Source organism: Halorubrum amylolyticum, from assembly GCF_004114995.1.
GTDB lineage: Archaea > Halobacteriota > Halobacteria > Halobacteriales > Haloferacaceae > Halorubrum > Halorubrum amylolyticum.
In genome coordinates this window covers 223,742-241,530 of sequence record NZ_SDJP01000002.1, presented here as the reverse complement: position 1 = coordinate 241,530, position 17,789 = coordinate 223,742, and the positions used below count along the sequence as shown (strand labels likewise).

Here is a 17,789-nt window from a genome sequence, read left to right as displayed (position 1 = left end):
GACCCCCGATCGGCGGCGGAGCGGTCGTGGGAGGCGGAGCGGAGTGATCGTGCTACTGCTAGTTGATCGCGCGGGCGGTGCGCGCGAGGCGGCTGTCACCGCACCGCGGACGCCAGCGCCACCGCGCCGAACAGGAGCAGCGCGAGCGCGGCGACCGGCTGGTTCCCCGCGGCCGCGAGGTAGACCCCGTAGACGACCGCGACCGAGAGCCCGCCCGCGAGCAGGGACGTGCCGGCGTGGACGGCGACGTTGCGGCGGGTCCGCGCCTCGCGACCTACCTGCTCGCCGACGGCGATCCCGTGGTCCGCGAGGTCCCACGCGAGCGCGAGCGCGACCCCGGCCGCCAGCAGGGGCTCGACCGCCCCGCGGAGGTACCCCGCAACCGCGATCCCGCCCGCGCCGATCGCGGCCGCCCACGAGAGGGTTCGGGGGGACCGCCGGAGCGACCCGAAGAGGAGGCCGAGCGTCGCGAGGCCGACGAGCGCTCCGCCCATCGGGGCGGCGAGGAACGCGGACAGCGCCGCGACTGCGCCGGCGACGAGGCTCGCGGCGACCGCGCTCGTCGGGGAACGGGCGTCGCGTTCGCGGTCGTCAGCCGCGTCAGAGGCGCCCCGAACGCCGGGGTCCGCGTCGTCGTCGGCCGCCCCCCGCCGGCTCACCGCGACCACCTCCCGGTGGCCCGCGCGACCGCGACGGGGAACGACCGGCCGCCCCACTCGACCGCCCGTATCCCCGCCGAGCGCAGCTCGCGGAGGCGCTCGCGGCGTTCGAACGCGACCAGCCGCCTGCCGGGCGTGTCGGCGGCGGTCACGTCCGGGGAGAGCACCGTCACGAGGTGCCCGTGCGCGTCGATCCGGCGCGCGAGCGACGCCGCCTCGTCGTCGACGAGGGGGGTGAAGAAGAGCACCTGCGCGTCGGCCGGGAGCCGCCGGCGGAACCGCCGGAGCCACAGCGCCCGGTAGAATCGTCCCTCGCTCGGCGTCGGCGCCAGCGCGGGGTCGGTCCCGAGGGTCTCGCGGCCGCGGGCCGCGTGCGCCGTGCCTGCACCGGGGGAGAGCCAGCAGTCCCGCGGACCGAGCGCCGCGATCCCGACCCGGTCCCCCCCGTCGAGCAGCGCGGAGAACGCCTGCCCGGCCGCCTCGACGCTCGCCTCCACGGCGGTGTCGGCGTCGGGCTCGCTCGCGGCGTACGCCGACTCGCGGGCGTCGATCAGGAGCACGACGGTCGCGGCGCGCTCCTCGCGGAGCTCGAGCGTCGCCAGCTCTCCGGTCCGCGCCCGCCGGTTCCAGTCGATCCGCTTGGTGGGATCGCCGCGGCGGTACTCCCGGGTGGCGTGGAACTCGACGCCGGCCCCGCCGATGTCGGTCGGAACGCGGCCGTGGTATACCGTCGTTAGCCCCCGGAGCGGAAGGTCCCCGCCGGCCGATAGCTCCGGGGTACAGGCGATCCGGGTCGGGGTCGCGAGCTCGGTCGTGCGCTCCCGCGACCCGGCCGCGTCCCGCGTGATCGCCCGCGCCGGCTCCCACTCGTGTTCCCCGCGGCTCGCCCGGACGGCGTACTCGAAGGTCGCCGTCGCGCCGGGACGCAGCGCGGTCGCCGCCCGCGCCGGCCCGTCGACGACCTCCAGCCCGGGCGGCACCCCGTCGACGAGCCTGAGGTCCGGCAGAGAGGCGTCGCCGACGTTGCGCGCGCGGACCGTGACGACGACCTCGTCGCCGGGCGCCGGGGCGTCGTCGCTCACGGTCCGGTCGATCTCGACCGTCGCCTCGCGCGCCTCGCCGATCCGGGCGTGGACGGCGTACCCGATCCCGACGGCGCCGACGAGCACGAGCCCCGGCTGCCGGGCGACGACGCCCGCGCCGACGAGCGCGAGGGCGACGCCGGCGATCCCGTCCCAGCGGCCCGTCTCGATCTCCCGGAGGGACGTGCGCTCGGTGGGGGCGTCCGCCGCCGAACCGTCGCCGGGCTCGCTCACCGCCGGCCCTCCGCGGGGGCGTCTCCCGCCTCGGCGTCCGCGGACCCGTTCGCTTCGAGCCGCTCGATCGCGTCGAGCGCGGCGCGGAGACCGTACACGTAGCGAGGGCGCCCCCTGACGGCGGCCCGGAGGCGGACGCGGAGGGGGTACGGCTCCCCGCTCGCGAGGAACGCGGCCGCGGTCGGGCCGTCGGTCCACGACCCCGCGTCGACCGCCGTCGCGGCCGCGGCCGCGGCGCAGTTCCGGTCCCGCTCGACGGCCGCGACCACGACCGACCGCACCCGGTCCCGGAGCTCCCGACGAGAGGAGTGACCGCGGCGGGACGAGGTGACGGCCCGAGCGATCCGGTCGTCGAGAGCGGTCCCCGGCACGGTCGCGGGCACCCGGCGCTCCGGATCGCCTGGGTCCGCCGCCCGTCGGTCGCGGCCGCGGCGCCCCCCCGCGTACCGGACCCCCTGTGCGGCGCCGAGCACGCCGATCAGGGTGACGACCGCCGCCGAGGGATCGAGCGCCGCCGCGATCCCGCGGTCGACCGCGGCGACGAGGCCGACCGCGACCGCCGCGACCCCCACGAGCGCGATCGGACGCATCAGTCCGCACCTCCGGAGTCGCCTCCGCCTCCCGGCTCGCGGCGCGTTCCGTCCCCCGACTCGCGGTGCGTCCCGTCCCCCGGCTCGCGGCGCGTTCCGCCGCCTCGGTTCGCGTCTCGGTGCCGCTCCTCGATCCGGCGGAGCGCCTCGACGGCCCGGCGCTCTCGCTCCTCGGTGGCGTCTTCGCCGCCGTACCGCACCCGCTCGAACACGTCGGTGAGATCCGCGACCGGCCCCTCGTCGACGCCGGCGTCGACCGCGGCGGTCGCGAACTCGGCGGGGGTCGAGGAGGCGGGCCGGTCCACGTCGAGGGGGGCCGTCATGTCGCGCCACGCGCGGTACACCTCGTTGTCGGCGTCCGACTCCTCGATCCGGTCGGCCGCCTCGCCGGCGGTCCGACCGACGGCGCCGAGGTCGGGCTCCGCCTCCTCGGCGTCGTCGGCCGGGACCGCGGGGTCGTCGAGGGCCGCCTCGTCGTCGCCGCGAGCGAGGAGGAGCACCCCGAGGCTCGCGACGAGGGCGACGACCACGACGAGCGCGAACAGGAACTCCGGCGCCGAGGCCGCGCCCTCGCCGCCGCCGACGCCCGCCCCGCCCGCCCCGCCCTCGGGGAAAATCCCGTCGGCGCGACCGACGATGCCGAACTCGATGTCGAACGCCCCCTCGCCCGTCGACCCGCAGGCCGCCGCGGCCCACCACAACAGCCCGACCGGGAGGCCGACGGCCGCGGCGACCGCGACCGCGGCGACCGGCGAGCGCGTGTCCCGGTACGCGAGCGCGGCGCTACCCGCGGCGACCCCGGCGAGCAACAGCAGCGCCGGCGGCTCGCGGGGGAAGTCGTAGCACAGGGGCTGTAACACGAGTGTGGGGTCTCCTCCCGCCGACGGTGAGAGGCCGGGGGTCCCCGCCCCGTCGCCGGCGCTCGGGATCTCGCCCTCGGCGCCGCCGAAGCCGCTACCGCCGACGCTGACGGCCGAGTCGAGCGTCGCGGCGGCGGCGCCGAGCGCGACGACCGCGAGGCCGGCGAGGAGGACCGCGAGGAGGGCGTCCCGCTTCACGTTCGGGGATACGCCGTCCGGGAGGAATAGCTTTCGGCGCGAGGACGGCGGGGCGATTCGGGGGCGGTGGGGTGACGCGAGGACGACGGCTCGACTCGGGGGCGGTGGGGCGATCGCCCCCGATCTACCCCTCCGACCCGTCGACCGCGTCGTCGAGCGGGGTGGTCGGGAACAGCGCGTCGACGTCCGGCTCCGGCTCGACCAGCCGGTAGGCGGTTCCGTCGGCCTCGACGACGCCGGCGTCCGCGAGGTGATCGAGGTGCGCGAACGCCTCGCCGGGGCCGTGGAGGACGTGGATCTCCGAGAGCTCGCCGAACAGCGCGGCCGAGACCTCCCACGCGGTCGCGGGTCCGTCGTCGGCGAGCACGCTGAGCACCCGCCGGGTGCGGTGCCGGTGGTGGTCGAGGATCGTCGCGGCCCGCCGGCTCGGCTCGTCGATCCGCTCGCGGTGGCCGGGGTGGGCCGCGTCGAAGCCGCGCGCGACGATCCGCGCGAGGCTCTCGGCGTACGCAGCGAGGGGTCCGTCGACCCGCACGTCTGCGCCGCCGACGTTCGGGGTGTACCGCGGGAGGAGGGCGTCGCCGGCGAACAGCTCCGCGGGGGCGGTCCGATCGCTCAGGCGATCGCGACCAGTCCGCCCGACCGGCTCGTGACCGGGGACCTCGCGGGGGTCGAACGCGAACCCCGTGAGCCCGGCGGTGTGGCCCGGCAGATGGACCGCTTCGAGGGCGACGCCGCCAGCCTCGACCACGTCGCCGTCGCCGAACGCCGTCACGTCGGCGGGGCGCCCGCTGAGGTCGGCGCTCACCGCGTCGAAGAACGCGGTCAGCCGCTCCCGATCGGCCTCGGGCATCCCCCACCGATCGAACGTCTCGCGCTGGAGGTCGCGGTCGAGGAACAGCGGCGCCTCGCTGCCGTCGACCAGCGGGGCGTCCGCCTCGTGGACGTACACGTCGGCGTCGCCCGCGGCCTGGATCTCGCCGGCCAGCCCCGCGTGGTCGGGGTGCCAGTGGGTGAGCGCGATCGCGTCCACGTCGGCGAAGGCGACCCCGTGCTCGGCGAGACCGTCCGCCAACTCCGCGCGCACGTCCGGGAGCGAGACGCCGGTGTCGACGAGCGCGGTCGTCTCACCGTCGAGCAGGTACGCGTCGTTTTCGCCCTCGAAGACGGTGTTACCGAGCTGTATCCGTTTCACACGGATCGGTCGTCGGGAGCCCTTTTGAGGGTTGGCACCGCGGAACCGCGTTCCGCACCGGGACGGAACCGCCGCGAGTGGGCCGCGCCGATTCGGACCCGTTTCGGAGACCGACCCCCATGCGATCGGCATGGAGTACCAACCGTGCGTGTGCAACATCGGACCGGCCCAACGGCGACGGCGGCTCCTCCTCGGGGTCGGATCGCTGCTGCTCGCGGTCGTCACCGTCGCCGCGATCCTCGCGATGGGGTGGCCGCGCTGGACGCTGATCGCGTCGCTGTTTCCCCTGTACGGCGCCGCGATGGGCTACTTCCAGTACCGCGAGCGGTTCTGCGTCGGCTTCGCCGGGATCGGCGTCTTCGACGTCGGCGAGGGGACGCGGCAGGTGCGCGACGAAGAGGCGCTCGAAGCAGACCGGCGGCGCGCGGTGCGGCTGAACACGAAGTCGCTGGCCGTCGGCGCGGTCGGCTCGCTGGTGATCTACGGGGCGTCGCTCGTCGTCGCGTGAGCGCTCGCGAGGCGCCGTCGGGAGGGCGCGCTTCCGCTACCAGTCCGGGCCGAAGTCGGGATTCAGCTGTCGGTCGGTCCGGCCGAGCGTGTCGATCGTCTCGACGTCCTCGTCGTCAAGTTCGATCCCGAGGCTCGCCCAGTTGTCGCGGAGGTGGTTCTCTCCGGTCGCCTTCGGGATGGCGGTGACGCCCTTCTCGCGGAGCCACGCGAGGCTCACCTGCGCCGCGCTGACGCCGTGTTTGTCGGCGATGTCGGCGATAGTCGGGTCGTCGAGGATCTCCCCGCGGGCGAGCGGCGAGTAGCCGACGAGTTCGATATCGTTGGCGTCGGCGTACTCGCGCAGCTCCGCCTGCCGGAGCAGCGGGTGCATCTCAACCTGGTTCGCGAACGGCGCCTCGCCGAGGGCGTCGGCCGCGGCGTCGAGGTGGTGCGGCTCGAAGTTCGAGACCCCGATCCGGTCGATCAGGCCGTCGTCGCGGAGCTCCGCGAACGCGGGCAGCGTCTCCTCGGGGTCGTACTCGCCGGCCGGCCAGTGGACGTACAGCAGGTCGGCGTACTCGGTGTCGAGCTTCTGGAGGCTCTCGCGGGTCGAGGCGGCCACGTCCTCGGGCGCGAGGTCGTCGATCCACACCTTCGTCGCGAGGAACACGTCGTCGCGGTCCACGTCGGCGGCCGCGATCCCCTCGCCGACGGCGGCCTCGTTGCCGTAGATCTGGGCGGTGTCGACGTGGCGGTACCCCGTCTCCAAGGCGGTCCGGACCGACTCGGTACACTGCGTGGGATCGTCGTTCTCCCACGTTCCGAGCCCGAGCGCCGGCATCCCGTCGGTGGTCGGTACCTCGACAGACCGCGGCTCCTGTGACATACGCGAAAGTAGTCGCGTGAGCCGAAAGTCGCTTGCGGTCCCGGTGGTCGAGGTCGTCGCGGGGGGAGGGAAACGAACCCGAGCCCGGCCGGTCAGTCGTCCAGCAGCGCCCGCGAGGAGTTCGTCACGACGAGCAGGCTGGAGGCGCCCATCGCGACCGCGGCGAACAGGGGGTTCAGCAGGCCGGTAACCGCGAGCGGGATCGCGACCGCGTTGTAGCAGAACGCCCAGCCGATGTTCCCCTTCACGCGCCGACCCGCGGCCCGCGACAGCTCGAAGACGGTCGCCACGGAGCCGAGGTCGTCGTCGACGATCGCCACGTCGGCCGCGTCGGCCGCCATCGCGGTCCCACCGCCGAGCGCGACGCCGAGGTCCGCCGCGGCGAGCGCGGGCGCGTCGTTGGTCCCGTCGCCGACCATCACCGTCCGCCCGCGCGCCTTCAACCGCTCGACCGTCTCGGCTTTCCCCTCCGGCGGCACGCCCGCGAACACCGACGAGACCGCGGCGTGCTCGCTGAAGACGGTCGCCGCGCGCTCGTCGTCGCCCGTGAGGACGACCACCTCGACGCCCGAGTCGGCGAGTTCGGTCACGGTCTTCTCCCACCCCTCTCGCAGCTCGTCGCCGACCACGACGACCCCCTCCGCGGCGCCGTCGCGACCGACCGCGACCGGGACGCGACCCACGTCGCGCGCCGACGCGACCGCCTCGCGGATCCCGTCTGAGACCTTCCATCCGCGCTCGTCGAACAAGTCCGGGTGCCCGACGACGACCTCGATCCCGTCGACGACGCCGGAGACGCCGCGAGCGTGGCTCTCGAAGTCGGTGACCGCGGGGGCGTCGTCGGTGTCGGCCTTTCTCGAATCCGTCTCCGCCGCCGGCTTCGTCTCCCCGCCGTCGGCGACCACGGGCGATCCGGCGCCGGAGTCCGACGCGGCCCCGGCGTCTCCGAGAGCTTTGTCGCTCGCGCGCGCCGCGGCGATGGCCCGCCCGACGGGGTGCGCCGAGCGCTCCTCGACGGCGGCCGCGAGCCGGAGGAGGTCGTCGTCGACGTCGGCGGAGACGACCCGCATCTCGCCGGTGGTGAGCGTTCCCGTCTTGTCGAAGACGGCGGTGTCGGCGCCGCGGAGGCGCTCGAAGACGGTGTCGTCGAAGATCACGATGGAGCGTTCGAGCGCGTCGCGAACCCCGGCGGCGACCGCGAGCGGAGTGGCGAGTCCGAGCGCGCAGGGACACGAGACGATGAGCACCGTGAGCCCGACGAGCATCGCCTCCGTCACCCCGTTGCCGAGCGCGAGATTGGCGCCCGCGGCGAGGAGCGCGACCGCGAGCACGACCGGGACGAATATCGTCGCGAGCCGGTCGGCGAGCTTCTGGACGCCGTGATTCCCGCTCTGGAGGTCCCAGACGAGTTCGGCGACGCGGTCGAGGCTGGAGGTCGCGTCCGGGCCGACTTCGACCGTCAGCGAGCCGTCCGCGACCACGGAGCCGCCGACCACGGCGTCGCCGGGCGTCTTCCGGACCGGCATCGACTCGCCCGTGACGACCGACTCGTCGACGGCGGCGTCGCCCGCGATCGCCTCGCCGTCGACCGGGACGCGCTCGCCGGCGCGCACGAGCAGCCGGTCGCCGGGCGCGAGGTCGTCGATGGCGACCTCCTCGGTCTCGCCGGCGGCGGCGTCGGCGGCGCTTCCGCCGTCTCCGTCGCTGGCGCCGTCCCCACCGTCTCCGACCAGCCGCCGGGCGCTGTCGACCTGCACCGCGGTGAGATCGGAGAGGAGTTCGGTCGCGCGCTTCTTGATCGAGTCCTCGTAGTGATTGCCGACGGTGACGATCACGATGATCGCGACGGTCACGTCGTAGTAGACCGACGGCGACTCGACGAATATCACGGCGAGCGTGCTGTAGACGTACGCGCTGAGCGCCGCGAGCGCGACGAGCAGATCCATGTTCGGCGACCGCGTCTTCGCGCTGACGTACGCCCCCCTGAGTATCGGTTTCCCGGTGACGAACAGGACCACCGTCGTCAACACGGCGATCACGATGAAGAAGTACGTCCCCGAGGTCGAGGCCATCGCATGATTGAGGTACTCCAAGGTGCGCTCGTTGTAGAAGGGGAACGCGAAGTACGTCGGATAGATGATGACGATGTACTGGAGCATGACCGACATCCCGACGAGCACGCCGGCCGCGAGCCGCGCCGTCGCCATGTTGTCCGCCTGCCGGCGCGAAAAGGCGTCGTCGCGGTCGTACGCGCTGTAGCCGAGCCCGCTCACCGCCTCCGAGAGGTCGTCGGTGGAGACCGCGTCGGGATCGTGGTCGATCCGCACCGTGTCCGTGACGTAACTCGCGCTGGCGGCGCTAACGCCCTCGGTCTCGGCCGCGACCGTCTCGATGAACGCCTCGCAGGTGGCGCAGTGCATCCCGTCGACTTCGAGAAACGTCGCCTCGTGGGCGGCGGGGACCTCGGCGTCGTCGCTGGCGGCCGCGCCATCCTCGCTCCGGTCCTCGCCGCTCTGCCGCCGTTCTCGCACCGCCTCGGCGTCGACGTCGATGTCGCCGAGCGTCTCGTACACGTCCCGGCAGCCCGTACAGCAGAACTCGTTGCCCGCGTCGTCGACCACGTCGACGCCGTCGGTCGGGAGCTCACAGAGGGTGCAGTCGGGCGCGCTCATCCTCACATCCCCCCCATCATCCCGGCGTCGAGTGGGTTCCAGAAGGGCAGGCTCGGGTGCGGCACGTGGACGCCGACCGCCATCAGCCCGTGCGCGAACAGGACGTAGCCGAGCGCCACGAAGGCGACGCCGAGCAGGCGGTGGACCCGGCGGCGGTGGACCGCGTCGACGCCCTCGATGACGGTGCCGTAGAGGAAGACGGCGGGCATCGTGCCGACGCCGAGCGCACCGAGCGCGAGCGCGCCGCTGACGGCGGAGCCGCTGGCGAACGCGTAGAGGTACGCCGGGTAGAGGATCGGACACGGGAGCAGGCCGTGGACCGCGCCGAGCCCGACGATCCCGGGGCCGTTGGCGAGCCGGTCGACGTGGCCGGTGAGCCAGCCGGTGACGCGGTCGAGGCCGGGGAGGTGGACCCCGCCGGTCGCGCCGCCGAGGGCGTACCGGACCCCGACGAGGATCACGGCCGCGCCGACGCCGAGGCCGACGACGCCGCGGACCGCCTCCGCCGCGCCGGTCAGCGTCGCCGTCGTGACGAGGACGGCCCCGCCGAGCGCGCCGAGCGCCGCGCCGATGGTCGCGTAGCTCGCGGCCCGCCCGAGGTTGAACAGCGCGTGCTGGCGGACCTCGTAGGTCGTCAGGTGGCTCCCGCGGCGGTCGGCGGAGCGGCCGGGTCCGGCGTCGCCGGTCGCCGCGCTCCCGCCGTCAACGCGCTCGCTCTCGTCGCGCATCCGACCGGCGTACACCGTGACGAGCGGGCCGCACATCCCGATGCAGTGGGCGCCGCCGAGCAGCCCGATGGCGAGGAACAGCAGCACGTCGGTCCCGAGGAGCGGCGAGAGGTCCATGAGTCGAATCACCTGCGGTTGGAGTCGCGCGCGCTAATGGGTTTCGTCGCGGACGAGTTCGATGTCCTCGGAGACGAGTTCGATGTCCTCGGGAACGAGTTCGACGGTCCGTGACGAGGCCGGCGCACGTCATTCCTCCACGACGACGGTCCCGACCATACCCCCGGTCTCGTGGGGGATACACACGTAGTCGTAGCGGCCGGCGACCGCGAAGGTGTGCGAGTAGCGGTCGCCGCTCTCCAGGCGTCCCCCGAAGTCCCTGGACCAGGCATCGCGGGCCGTCTCCTCGCCGTCGTACCCGCCCGAGGCGAAGTACTCGGCCTCGTCCGGAATCGCGTTCTCGTAGGCGGTGACCGTGTGGCCGCGCGCGCTCGTGGTCTCCCAGACCACGGTGTCGCCGACGGCGACCGTCACCTCGACCGGCTGGAACGCGGACGCCATCATCCCCACGTCGTAGCCCGGGTCGCCGCCGACGCCGGCACAGCCGGCGAGCCCCGTTAGCGCGCCGACGCCCGCGGCGGCGCCGGTTCGCCGGAGAAACCGTCTGCGGTGCATGGTCGCACTGCGTTCCTCAGGCGTTTCAATACCGCGGTTGCACCCACCGAACGAGAACGGCGGCAGGTCCTCCGTCGACGACCGATCGAAAGAAGCGACCGGCGAGAGACAAACGCTAAACCCGCGGCGGCGGTGCGAACGGGTATGAAACAGGCCATCGTCGCCCGCACCGACATCGGGATGGGCGAGGGGAAGCTCGCCGCGCAGGTCGCGCACGCGTCGCTGTCGGCGTATCAGGACGCCGGCCGGCGCGCCCGCAAGAAGTGGCAGGGGGAGGGACAGAAGAAGGTGGTTCTCAAGGGCGACTCCGAGAGCCAACTGTTCGAGCTGGCCGACAAGGCCGACAAGGAGGGAATACCGTACGCGATCGTCCGCGACGCCGGCCACACCCAACTGGAGCCGGGAACCGTCACCGCGCTCGCCGTGGGACCCGCCCGCGACGACACCGTCGACCGCGTGACCGGCGACCTCTCGCTGTACTGATGGCCCCCGCCGACACCCTCCGCGAGGCGCACCCGACCGAGCGCGCCGCGGGCATCGACCACTACGTCAGCGACGCCGACGGGATCGGTGGCCGGCTCCGCGAGTCGCCCGAGGACTTCCGCGTCCGCGAGCTGGAGGCGTTCGAGCCGGAACCGCTCGACGCGGACACCGGGAGCTACCCCGCGCTCGTCGTCCGCGTCACCCTCCGCAACTGGGACACGAACGACTTCGCGCGCCGGATCTCCGACGCGCTCGGGATCAGTCGCGAGCGGGTCTCGTGGGCGGGGACGAAGGACAAGCGCGCCGTCACCACCCAGCTGTTCACGCTCCGCGAGGTCGACCCCGACGACCTCCCCGCGATCCGCGGCGCCGATATCGAGGTCCTCGGCCGCGCCGGGCGCGGGCTCTCGTTCGGCGACCTCGCGGGCAACGCCTTCGAGATCAGGGTCACCGACGCGGTGAGCGAGGCCCCCGAGCGCGTCGCCGACGTGGTGGCGGACCTGCGGGCGTTCGGGGGCGACGGGGAGGAGCCGGGAGCGAGCGATCCGGACGACGGCGTCTCCGCCACCGTCGGCGTCCCCAACTACTTCGGCCAGCAGCGCTTCGGGAGCCGGCGACCCGTCACCCACCGCGTCGGGCTCGCCGTCGTCCGCGACGACTTCCGCGAGGCGGTGCGGCTGTACGCCGGCAACCCCTCCGAGGCGGAGCCCGACGACACCCGCGCCGCGCGCGACCGCGTCGACGCCGCGTTCGGGGGCGGCGGAGGCGACGCGGGCGGCGCCGACGCCGTCGCCGACTCCACCGCCGACCCCGCCGCAGACGGCACCGGCGACGGCGACTGGGAGGCCTGCCTCGACGCGATTCCGGGCAAGCTCCGGTTCGAGCGCTCGATGGTCCACCGGCTCGCCGAGCGCGACGTGGCTCCCGACGCGCCGCCGGACCACGAGGACTGGCGGCACGCGCTGGAGGCGGTTCCCTCGAACCTCCAGCGGCTGTTCGTCAACGCCGCCCAGTCGTTCCTGTTCAACCGGGTCCTGAGCGAGCGGCTTCGCCGCGGGCTCCCGTTCGACCGCCCCGTCGCCGGCGACGTGGTCTGTTTCGCCGACGGCGACGCCCCCGACGAGCTGTACGCGCCCGACACCGACCGGCTCCAGCGGGTCGACGAGGACCGGGTGTCCGTCGTCACCCGCCACTGCGAGCGCGGGCGGGCGTTCGTCACCGCGCCTCTCGTCGGCACGGAGACCGACCTCGGCGGCGGCGAGCCCGGCGAGATCGAGCGGGAAGTCCTCGCCGACGCGGGGATCGAGCCCGGCGACTTCGCGCTCCCCGGCGACTTCGACTCGGCGGGCACCCGCCGGGCGATCCTCCTCCGGAGCGACCTCGACGTGACGTTCGAGGACGGCGACCCGCGGTTCGCGTTCGCGCTCCCGAGCGGGTCGTACGCGACGGTGCTGCTCCGGGAGTTCACGAAGCGCGGGCCGCTCGACCTGTGATCGATGCGGCCCCTCCGAAGATCGATCCACGTTCGTGTAGTATCGTCGCGTTCTAGCGGCCGAAACCATCACGATACTGCGCTCCGTTCCGAGCTGTTTTTGTGCGGGAGCCGTCAATCAGCGTTATGACCCGGATCGTCGTCATCGACCTCCACGGCCAGTTCACCCACCTCGAACGGCGGGCGCTCCGCGACGTGGGCGTCGACACCGAGATCGTGTCGGCGGACACCGACCCCGCGGAGCTCGACGCCGACGGCATCGTCCTGTCCGGCGGCCCCGACATGGACCGCGTCGGCAACGCCCCCGACTACCTCGATCTGGACGTTCCCGTGCTCGGGATCTGTCTCGGGATGCAGCTGATCGCGGTCGAGCGCGGCGGCGCGGTCGGCGGCGGCGACTACGGCGGCTACGCCGACGTCGACGTGGATATCGTCGACGACGGGGACCCGCTCGTCGGCTCGCTGGCTCCCGAGACGCGCGTCTGGGCCTCCCACGCCGACGAGGTGATAGAGGTCCCCGAGGGGTTCGTCCGAACCGCCACCTCCGACGTCTGCGACGTGGAGGCGATGTCGAACGCCGAGGCGGGGCTGTACGGCGTCCAGTGGCACCCCGAGGTCGCCCACACGGAGCGCGGCGAGGAAGTGTTCGAGAACTTCGTCGCGGTCTGCGAGTCGGCGTAAGCGAGCGGGAGAAGGGAAACCTACTCGCCGATGTGCGCCGTCAGCACCGGGAGCTCGCTGTACCGCACGACCCGCTCGGCGACCGACCCCGCCGTGACGAAGCGTCCGATCCCGGTGCGGCCGTGGGTCCCCATCACGATCAGGTCGACCCCGTAGTCGGCCGCGGCGTCGAGGATCTCCTCGTGAGGCCGGCCGCGCCGGAGGTGGCGCTCGGCCTCGACACCGCGTTCCGTCGCCGCCTCGGCGACGGCGTCGAGCGCGCGCTCGCCGCGCTCCTCCTCGCGTTCGACGACTACGTCCCACTCGTCGGCGCCGGCGATCGCCTCGTCGACGACGAACAGCGCATGGATGCGCGCGCCCGTCAGCGCGGCGAGGTCGCAGGCCTGCTCGATCGCGGCGGCGCTCCCGGCGCTCCCGTCGGTCGGACACAGGATCGCGTCGTACATGTCAGCCTGACCCACGCGCCGATAGGTGTTAACGGTTGGCAGGAAAGCGAACGGCTCCGACCAGCCGGCCCTTTCAGAGCCGGTATCGCCGGACGCGCTCGGTCCCGCAGCTCGGACACTCCCGGTGGTACTCGACGGTCGCGCCCGTGGTCACCGCCTCCCACGCACCCTCCTCGTCGACGAACCCGCACTCCTCGCAGGCGCGAGACCGCCCGTCGAGCCGCGCGCGGAGCCGATCGAAGGCCGAGGTGCCGCCGTAGCTAGATGACATACGGTACCAATACACAACAACATGGTTAATAATTATCGATCGGTGAGGTCGTGGACAGGGACCACGCAACCGGCGTGTGCGCCGCTCATCACCTCGATCAATGCACGGTCCGAAAAAACGACGCGCCGCCCTACGCCTCGAACAGCTCGTCGACCGCCTCGCCGGCGGTCTCGGCCGCCTCGCGGGCGACGGCGTCCGGATCGGGGTCATCAGGGGCGTTCAGGTAGACGTCGACGTCGAGGACGCCCTCCTCGAACGTGACCGTCACGTCCAGATCGGTCACCGCCGACTGGTCGTAGTGGGCGAACACGACGCCCTCGGCCGCTTCCGCAGCGGTCTGGACGACCTGATCGTCGGTGGGCTCGCCGTCGGCGGCCTCGTCGCCCACGGGGTCGTCGGCGCCGGCGTCACTGCCTGCGTCACGCGATCCGTCGGTCGATCCGTCGCTCGGTTCGTCGGACATCGGCGCTTACGCGCCGCCCGCGCCTGGACCGCCCGGACCCATCGGGCCGCCGCCGGCGCCGCCCTGAAGCATCTGCTGAAGCTCGCCCTGCAGGTCGTCGAACTGCTCCTGCACGCGCTCTTCCTGCTTCTCGAGCTGCTCGACGCGCACTTCGAGGGAGTCGACCTTGTCCTCGAGGTCGTCGTAGGCGGACTCGTAGTCCGTCTCGACGAGGACCTCGCCGATCTCGCGGTACATTCCGGCGTCCTCGTCGATGTCTTCGAGGGCGTCGAGGGCCGTCTTGGACTCGTTGAGCGCGGACTGCGCCTGCTCTCTCTGCTCGGCGACCTGCTGTGCGGTCTCCTGCAGCTCCTGTAGCTCCTCGATCTTCTCCTGTGCCTCGGGCGGCATGTTCCCTTGCATGGGCGCAACGAGGCGTCCCGGACGGAAAAACCCCCGACTTCTCCGCCGCCGATCGATTCGCCGGGTACAGGCCCGTTGTGCCGTGGTATCGGCGGATCGCCGCTACTCTCGACCGGTCCCCGAGCCGACGCGCTCGGCGACCTCGACGAGCCGCGACCAGCTGTTGATCCCGGCACGGAGGGCGACGAGGTCGTCGGCGACGACGCGAACCCGGACCGCGTCGCCGTCGCGGGAGACGGTCGCGGCGGAGCGGGCGTCGTCGATCTCGCCGACCTCGGGTTCGAGCGCGTCGCCGACGAGGCGTGCGCGCCGCTCGGAGGGGTAGCGGATCGACAGGAGCGTCTCGTGCGCGCGGTCGGCGGTCACGGCGACGGGATCGGAGGTCACGGTGACGGGTCGGGATCGGAACCCGGAGTTACTCGACGGTGACTTCCTTCACGTCGCCGCCGCGCTCCTTCAGGAGGACGCGGTGGCCGCAGTACGGGCAGCGCACGCCGCCGTACTCGTCGAGGGTGACGTCGCGCTTACAGCGGGAGCACTTGTAGCTCATGACCTATTCCTCGTCGGCGAGCGCGGCGCGGATGGAGCGGCGGACGGTGCGACCGCCGGGCGTCTCGGGGCGGTACGCGCCGCCGGTGAACGTCTCGCCGGTCTCCTCGTTGACCCAGATGCCTGTGCCCTTGCGCGTGACGTCGTCGCCGTCGACGGTGGCGTTCTGCATCTCCTCTTCGATGTCCTGGACCCGCTTGCGGGAGACCCGGCCGTAGCGAGCGCCGAATCGGCCCGCGCTGCCGGTGCTTCGTGCCTTGTCCTCAGCCATAGTGACTCCGTCTACCGCCAGCGCGGGTAAAAAGGCTACGAGTCGGGGACGCCGGAGAGCGCGAGGGATCAGCTCTCGTCGCGACCGCCGAGATCGGCGCCTCACCGATCGCGACGGGCGGCACCCGACCGCAACGCCTTTCACTACTTAGTAATACTACCAAGTTGTATGCACGGATTCGACGGCTTCAGCGACGTGAGCGAGACCGACGTGACGAAGGCGATCGGCAACGAGTGGACCGACGGGTTCCTCGAGTTCACCGACTCGGAGGTGATCATCCTCGGCGGCGGCCCGTCCGGGCTGATGGCCGCCAAGGAGCTGGCCGAGCGCGGCGTGAAGGTGATGATCGTCGAGAAGAACAACTACCTCGGCGGCGGGTTCTGGCTCGGCGGGTTCCTGATGAACACGGTGACGGTTCGGGACCCCGCACAGGAGATCCTCGCCGACCTTGACGTGGACTACGAGCCGGTGGAGGACGTGGACGGGCTCTACACCGCCGCCGGCCCCGAGGCCTGCTCCGGGCTGATCAAGGCGGCCTGCGACGCCGGCGCGCGCGTCCAGAACATGACCGAGTTCACCGACCTGGTCGTCCGCGAGGACCACCGCGTCGGGGGAATCGTGATGAACTGGACGCCGGTCCACGCGCTCCCGCGCGAGATCACCTGCGTCGACCCCATCGCGGTCGAGTCCGACCTCGTGATCGACGCGACGGGCCACGACGCGGTCGCGATCAGCAAGCTCGACGAGCGCGGCGTCCTCTCGGCGCCCGGCATCGAGCACGCGAAGGAGCACAACACCGGGATGGACCAGACCGGCGACGGCGAGTACGGCGCGCCCGGTCACGACTCGCCCGGCCACGACTCGATGTGGGTCGGCGAAAGCGAGGACGCCGTGGTCGAGCACACCGGTGTGGTCCACGACGGGCTGATCGCGTCCGGCATGGCGGTCGCGACCGCCCACGGCCTCCCGCGGATGGGGCCGACGTTCGGCGCAATGTTAGTCTCCGGGAAGCGCGCCGCGCAGGCCGCGCTCGACGAACTCGGCGTCGACGAGCCCGAAGTCCGGCTCTCCGCGGGCGACGCCCCCGCGCCGGCGGACGACTGATAGGTCGATAAGCAGACCGGCAAAACCGCAGTCGCTCGTTTATAAGTAGTCAAGTACGGGTCGGCAGAGAACACCTCCAAAGCCCCAGCCGCGACGACTCGCGCGGCTCCCTGCGCGCTTCAGTCGCTCGCTTCGCTCGCTCCTTCCAGTGCTTGCGTCGCCGAGCTTCGTCCTCGCGGCAGCGAGGCGCTTCGCGCCTCTGGCAGCCGGCGGCTTAGTGAGTGAGAAAACTTTTGGAGATAGAGGACAGACATGTTGTATGGAGAGAAACCGACGGAAAGAAATCAAGCGGCACCTCACTGAAGAGGAACTTGACACGTTGCTGTCTGAGGCAGACGACGAACACGCTCTCCGGCGGATAATCTTCGTGAAGAGCCTCTACAAAGGTGATACACTGAAGGAAGCAGCCGACCGCGTGGGTCGATCTGACGCAACCGCCAGTCGGTGGGCGAATCAATGGAATCGCGGCGGAATGAAGGAACTTGCACCGGATTTCGGCGGTGGGCGACCGCCGAAACTCGACGAGCAGGAACAAGAGCGATTTCTTGATCTCCTCGCCGAAGATGAACCATGGACCTCTCAAGAAATACAACAGTTACTCGATCAAGAATTTTCTGTGGAGTTCCACCCAGATTACCTCAGTTCGTTCCTTCGCTCACTCGGCTTGAAGTACGCAAAACCACGGCCTCGGCGTCCTTCTCGACCAGATGATGCCGACGAGATCCTCGAAGACCGCCTTGGCGACGCGGTAGCGGCGTCTGACGCACCGCAGAATCAGCGTGAAACCGACGAATCAGGCGGTTGGACGCTTGATAACGATGTTTCAACGGATGGCGGAACGGTGGTCGGCTTCTTTCGACGCAGCATGGCCGCAACCGACCGATAACAGCCGCCGCACGTGGTCTGTGGAAGATCCGCACATTGAACGACAACTTCTGCGTGTTGACTGTCCAGGCGTCGGATTCTACGCGCTCAACGGTGAGAGCGTCATCACATTCCCGGAAAAGCAGACGAAAGAGAACATCTGTGCGGCGTTCGAGAAAATCCGCGAGCAAAATCCCGGAAAACGGATTTTGCTCGTGTTAGATAACTTCTCGTCGCATACGTGCGAGTACACACGCAAACGGGCGACGGAGCTGGGCATCGATCTCGTGTTTCTCCCTGTCGCGTCTCCACATCTGAACCCAATCGAACAGGTCTGGAAAAGTCTCAAGTGGCATATCTCTCCAATTGTGGTTACTTCATGTGCGGAATTCCGCGAGGTTATTCGAGGCACGTTCGAGACGTTAACGCGCCGCGTGAGCTTTGCACAAGACTGGATTGATCGCTTCTTGAATATCCAAAAGTTATCTTGAGTACTAC

The 17,789-nt window shown here is 71.6% G+C and carries 21 protein-coding genes and 1 pseudogene; 6 read left to right on the top strand and 16 right to left on the bottom strand.

What is annotated here, in order from left to right:
- Positions 1-95: 95 nt before the first annotated feature.
- From ESO89_RS03695 to ESO89_RS03675, 5 genes are all read right to left on the bottom strand, one after another.
- Positions 96-716, bottom strand: coding sequence for a DUF7519 family protein (locus ESO89_RS03695; protein ID WP_128904325.1), 621 nt, complete (start codon positions 714-716; stop codon positions 96-98).
- Complete coding sequence (locus tag ESO89_RS03690) at positions 656-1,975, bottom strand: DUF58 domain-containing protein (RefSeq protein WP_128904324.1); 1,320 nt, start codon at positions 1,973-1,975, stop codon at positions 656-658. Before ESO89_RS03690 ends, ESO89_RS03695 begins: the two co-directional genes overlap by 61 nt.
- Positions 1,972-2,565: a DUF7269 family protein gene (locus ESO89_RS03685; protein ID WP_128904323.1), complete on the bottom strand. Its 594-nt coding sequence runs from the start codon at positions 2,563-2,565 to the stop codon at positions 1,972-1,974. The genes ESO89_RS03690 and ESO89_RS03685 overlap by 4 nt, the downstream gene beginning before the upstream one ends.
- Positions 2,565-3,623: a DUF4129 domain-containing protein gene (locus ESO89_RS03680; RefSeq protein WP_128904322.1), complete on the bottom strand. Its 1,059-nt coding sequence runs from the start codon at positions 3,621-3,623 to the stop codon at positions 2,565-2,567. Before ESO89_RS03680 ends, ESO89_RS03685 begins: the two co-directional genes overlap by 1 nt.
- Positions 3,624-3,747: 124 nt before the next feature.
- Complete coding sequence (locus ESO89_RS03675) at positions 3,748-4,818, bottom strand: MBL fold metallo-hydrolase (RefSeq protein WP_128904321.1); 1,071 nt, start codon at positions 4,816-4,818, stop codon at positions 3,748-3,750.
- 130 nt (positions 4,819-4,948) lie between these two features.
- Between ESO89_RS03675 and ESO89_RS03670 the strand changes: the two genes are divergently transcribed.
- Positions 4,949-5,326 (top strand): hypothetical protein, encoded by a 378-nt coding sequence (locus tag ESO89_RS03670; RefSeq protein ID WP_128904320.1) that lies wholly within the window; start codon positions 4,949-4,951, stop codon positions 5,324-5,326.
- 36 nt (positions 5,327-5,362) lie between these two features.
- Here the strand turns inward: ESO89_RS03670 and ESO89_RS03665 are convergent, their stop codons facing one another.
- The 4 genes from ESO89_RS03665 to ESO89_RS03650 all read right to left on the bottom strand — a co-directional run bounded on the left by ESO89_RS03665 (position 5,363) and on the right by ESO89_RS03650 (position 10,265).
- Positions 5,363-6,148 (bottom strand): aldo/keto reductase, encoded by a 786-nt coding sequence (locus ESO89_RS03665; protein ID WP_128904381.1) that lies wholly within the window; start codon positions 6,146-6,148, stop codon positions 5,363-5,365.
- 137 nt (positions 6,149-6,285) lie between these two features.
- On the bottom strand, positions 6,286-8,865 hold the full coding sequence (locus tag ESO89_RS03660; protein WP_128904319.1) for a heavy metal translocating P-type ATPase: 2,580 nt from the start codon (positions 8,863-8,865) through the stop codon (positions 6,286-6,288).
- A 2-nt stretch (positions 8,866-8,867) separates the two neighbouring features.
- Complete coding sequence (locus tag ESO89_RS03655) at positions 8,868-9,710, bottom strand: sulfite exporter TauE/SafE family protein (RefSeq protein WP_128904318.1); 843 nt, start codon at positions 9,708-9,710, stop codon at positions 8,868-8,870.
- A gap of 129 nt (positions 9,711-9,839) precedes the next feature.
- Positions 9,840-10,265 carry a plastocyanin/azurin family copper-binding protein gene (locus tag ESO89_RS03650; protein WP_128904317.1) on the bottom strand — a complete coding sequence of 142 codons (426 nt, stop codon included), beginning with the start codon at positions 10,263-10,265 and terminating at the stop codon, positions 9,840-9,842.
- Positions 10,266-10,409: 144 nt separating this feature from the next.
- Here ESO89_RS03650 and pth2 point away from each other — a divergent pair, with 144 nt between their 5' ends.
- From pth2 to ESO89_RS03635, 3 genes are all read left to right on the top strand, one after another.
- Entirely contained in the window at positions 10,410-10,748 is a 339-nt protein-coding gene (gene pth2, locus ESO89_RS03645) for a peptidyl-tRNA hydrolase Pth2 (protein ID WP_095636301.1), read from the top strand.
- On the top strand, positions 10,748-12,241 hold the full coding sequence (gene truD / locus ESO89_RS03640; RefSeq protein WP_128904316.1) for a tRNA pseudouridine(13) synthase TruD: 1,494 nt from the start codon (positions 10,748-10,750) through the stop codon (positions 12,239-12,241). The genes pth2 and truD overlap by 1 nt, the downstream gene beginning before the upstream one ends.
- A 125-nt stretch (positions 12,242-12,366) precedes the next feature.
- Positions 12,367-12,921: a GMP synthase subunit A gene (locus tag ESO89_RS03635; RefSeq protein ID WP_128904315.1), complete on the top strand. Its 555-nt coding sequence runs from the start codon at positions 12,367-12,369 to the stop codon at positions 12,919-12,921.
- A gap of 20 nt (positions 12,922-12,941) precedes the next feature.
- Here the strand turns inward: ESO89_RS03635 and ESO89_RS03630 are convergent, their stop codons facing one another.
- The 7 genes from ESO89_RS03630 to ESO89_RS03600 all read right to left on the bottom strand — a co-directional run bounded on the left by ESO89_RS03630 (position 12,942) and on the right by ESO89_RS03600 (position 15,323).
- The gene (locus tag ESO89_RS03630) at positions 12,942-13,367 is read right to left on the bottom strand and encodes a universal stress protein (RefSeq protein ID WP_128904314.1); all 426 of its coding nucleotides are present in this window, start codon (positions 13,365-13,367) and stop codon (positions 12,942-12,944) included.
- Positions 13,368-13,440: 73 nt separating this feature from the next.
- A complete protein-coding gene (locus tag ESO89_RS03625; RefSeq protein WP_128904313.1) occupies positions 13,441-13,638 on the bottom strand; it encodes an HVO_0649 family zinc finger protein in 198 nt (65 codons plus the stop codon).
- A 130-nt stretch (positions 13,639-13,768) separates the two neighbouring features.
- Complete coding sequence (locus ESO89_RS03620; RefSeq protein ID WP_128904312.1) at positions 13,769-14,101, bottom strand: DUF3194 domain-containing protein; 333 nt, start codon at positions 14,099-14,101, stop codon at positions 13,769-13,771.
- Positions 14,102-14,107: 6 nt separating this feature from the next.
- Complete coding sequence (locus ESO89_RS03615) at positions 14,108-14,491, bottom strand: prefoldin subunit beta (RefSeq protein WP_128904380.1); 384 nt, start codon at positions 14,489-14,491, stop codon at positions 14,108-14,110.
- Between the two features lie 114 nt (positions 14,492-14,605).
- On the bottom strand, positions 14,606-14,869 hold the full coding sequence (locus ESO89_RS03610) for a KEOPS complex subunit Pcc1 (protein ID WP_128904379.1): 264 nt from the start codon (positions 14,867-14,869) through the stop codon (positions 14,606-14,608).
- Positions 14,870-14,918: 49 nt separating this feature from the next.
- A complete protein-coding gene (locus tag ESO89_RS03605) occupies positions 14,919-15,053 on the bottom strand; it encodes a DNA-directed RNA polymerase subunit P (protein WP_128904311.1) in 135 nt (44 codons plus the stop codon).
- A gap of 3 nt (positions 15,054-15,056) precedes the next feature.
- Positions 15,057-15,323 carry an eL43 family ribosomal protein gene (locus tag ESO89_RS03600; RefSeq protein ID WP_008004716.1) on the bottom strand — a complete coding sequence of 89 codons (267 nt, stop codon included), beginning with the start codon at positions 15,321-15,323 and terminating at the stop codon, positions 15,057-15,059.
- 168 nt (positions 15,324-15,491) lie between these two features.
- On the opposite strand from ESO89_RS03600, the gene ESO89_RS03595 reads away from it, so the two are divergent.
- Positions 15,492-16,427, top strand: a complete 936-nt coding sequence (locus ESO89_RS03595; protein WP_128904310.1) for a thiazole biosynthesis protein — start codon at positions 15,492-15,494, stop codon at positions 16,425-16,427.
- 259 nt (positions 16,428-16,686) lie between these two features.
- Positions 16,687-17,782: pseudogene (locus tag ESO89_RS03590) on the top strand (IS630 family transposase).
- The last annotated feature ends 7 nt before the right edge of the window (positions 17,783-17,789 follow it).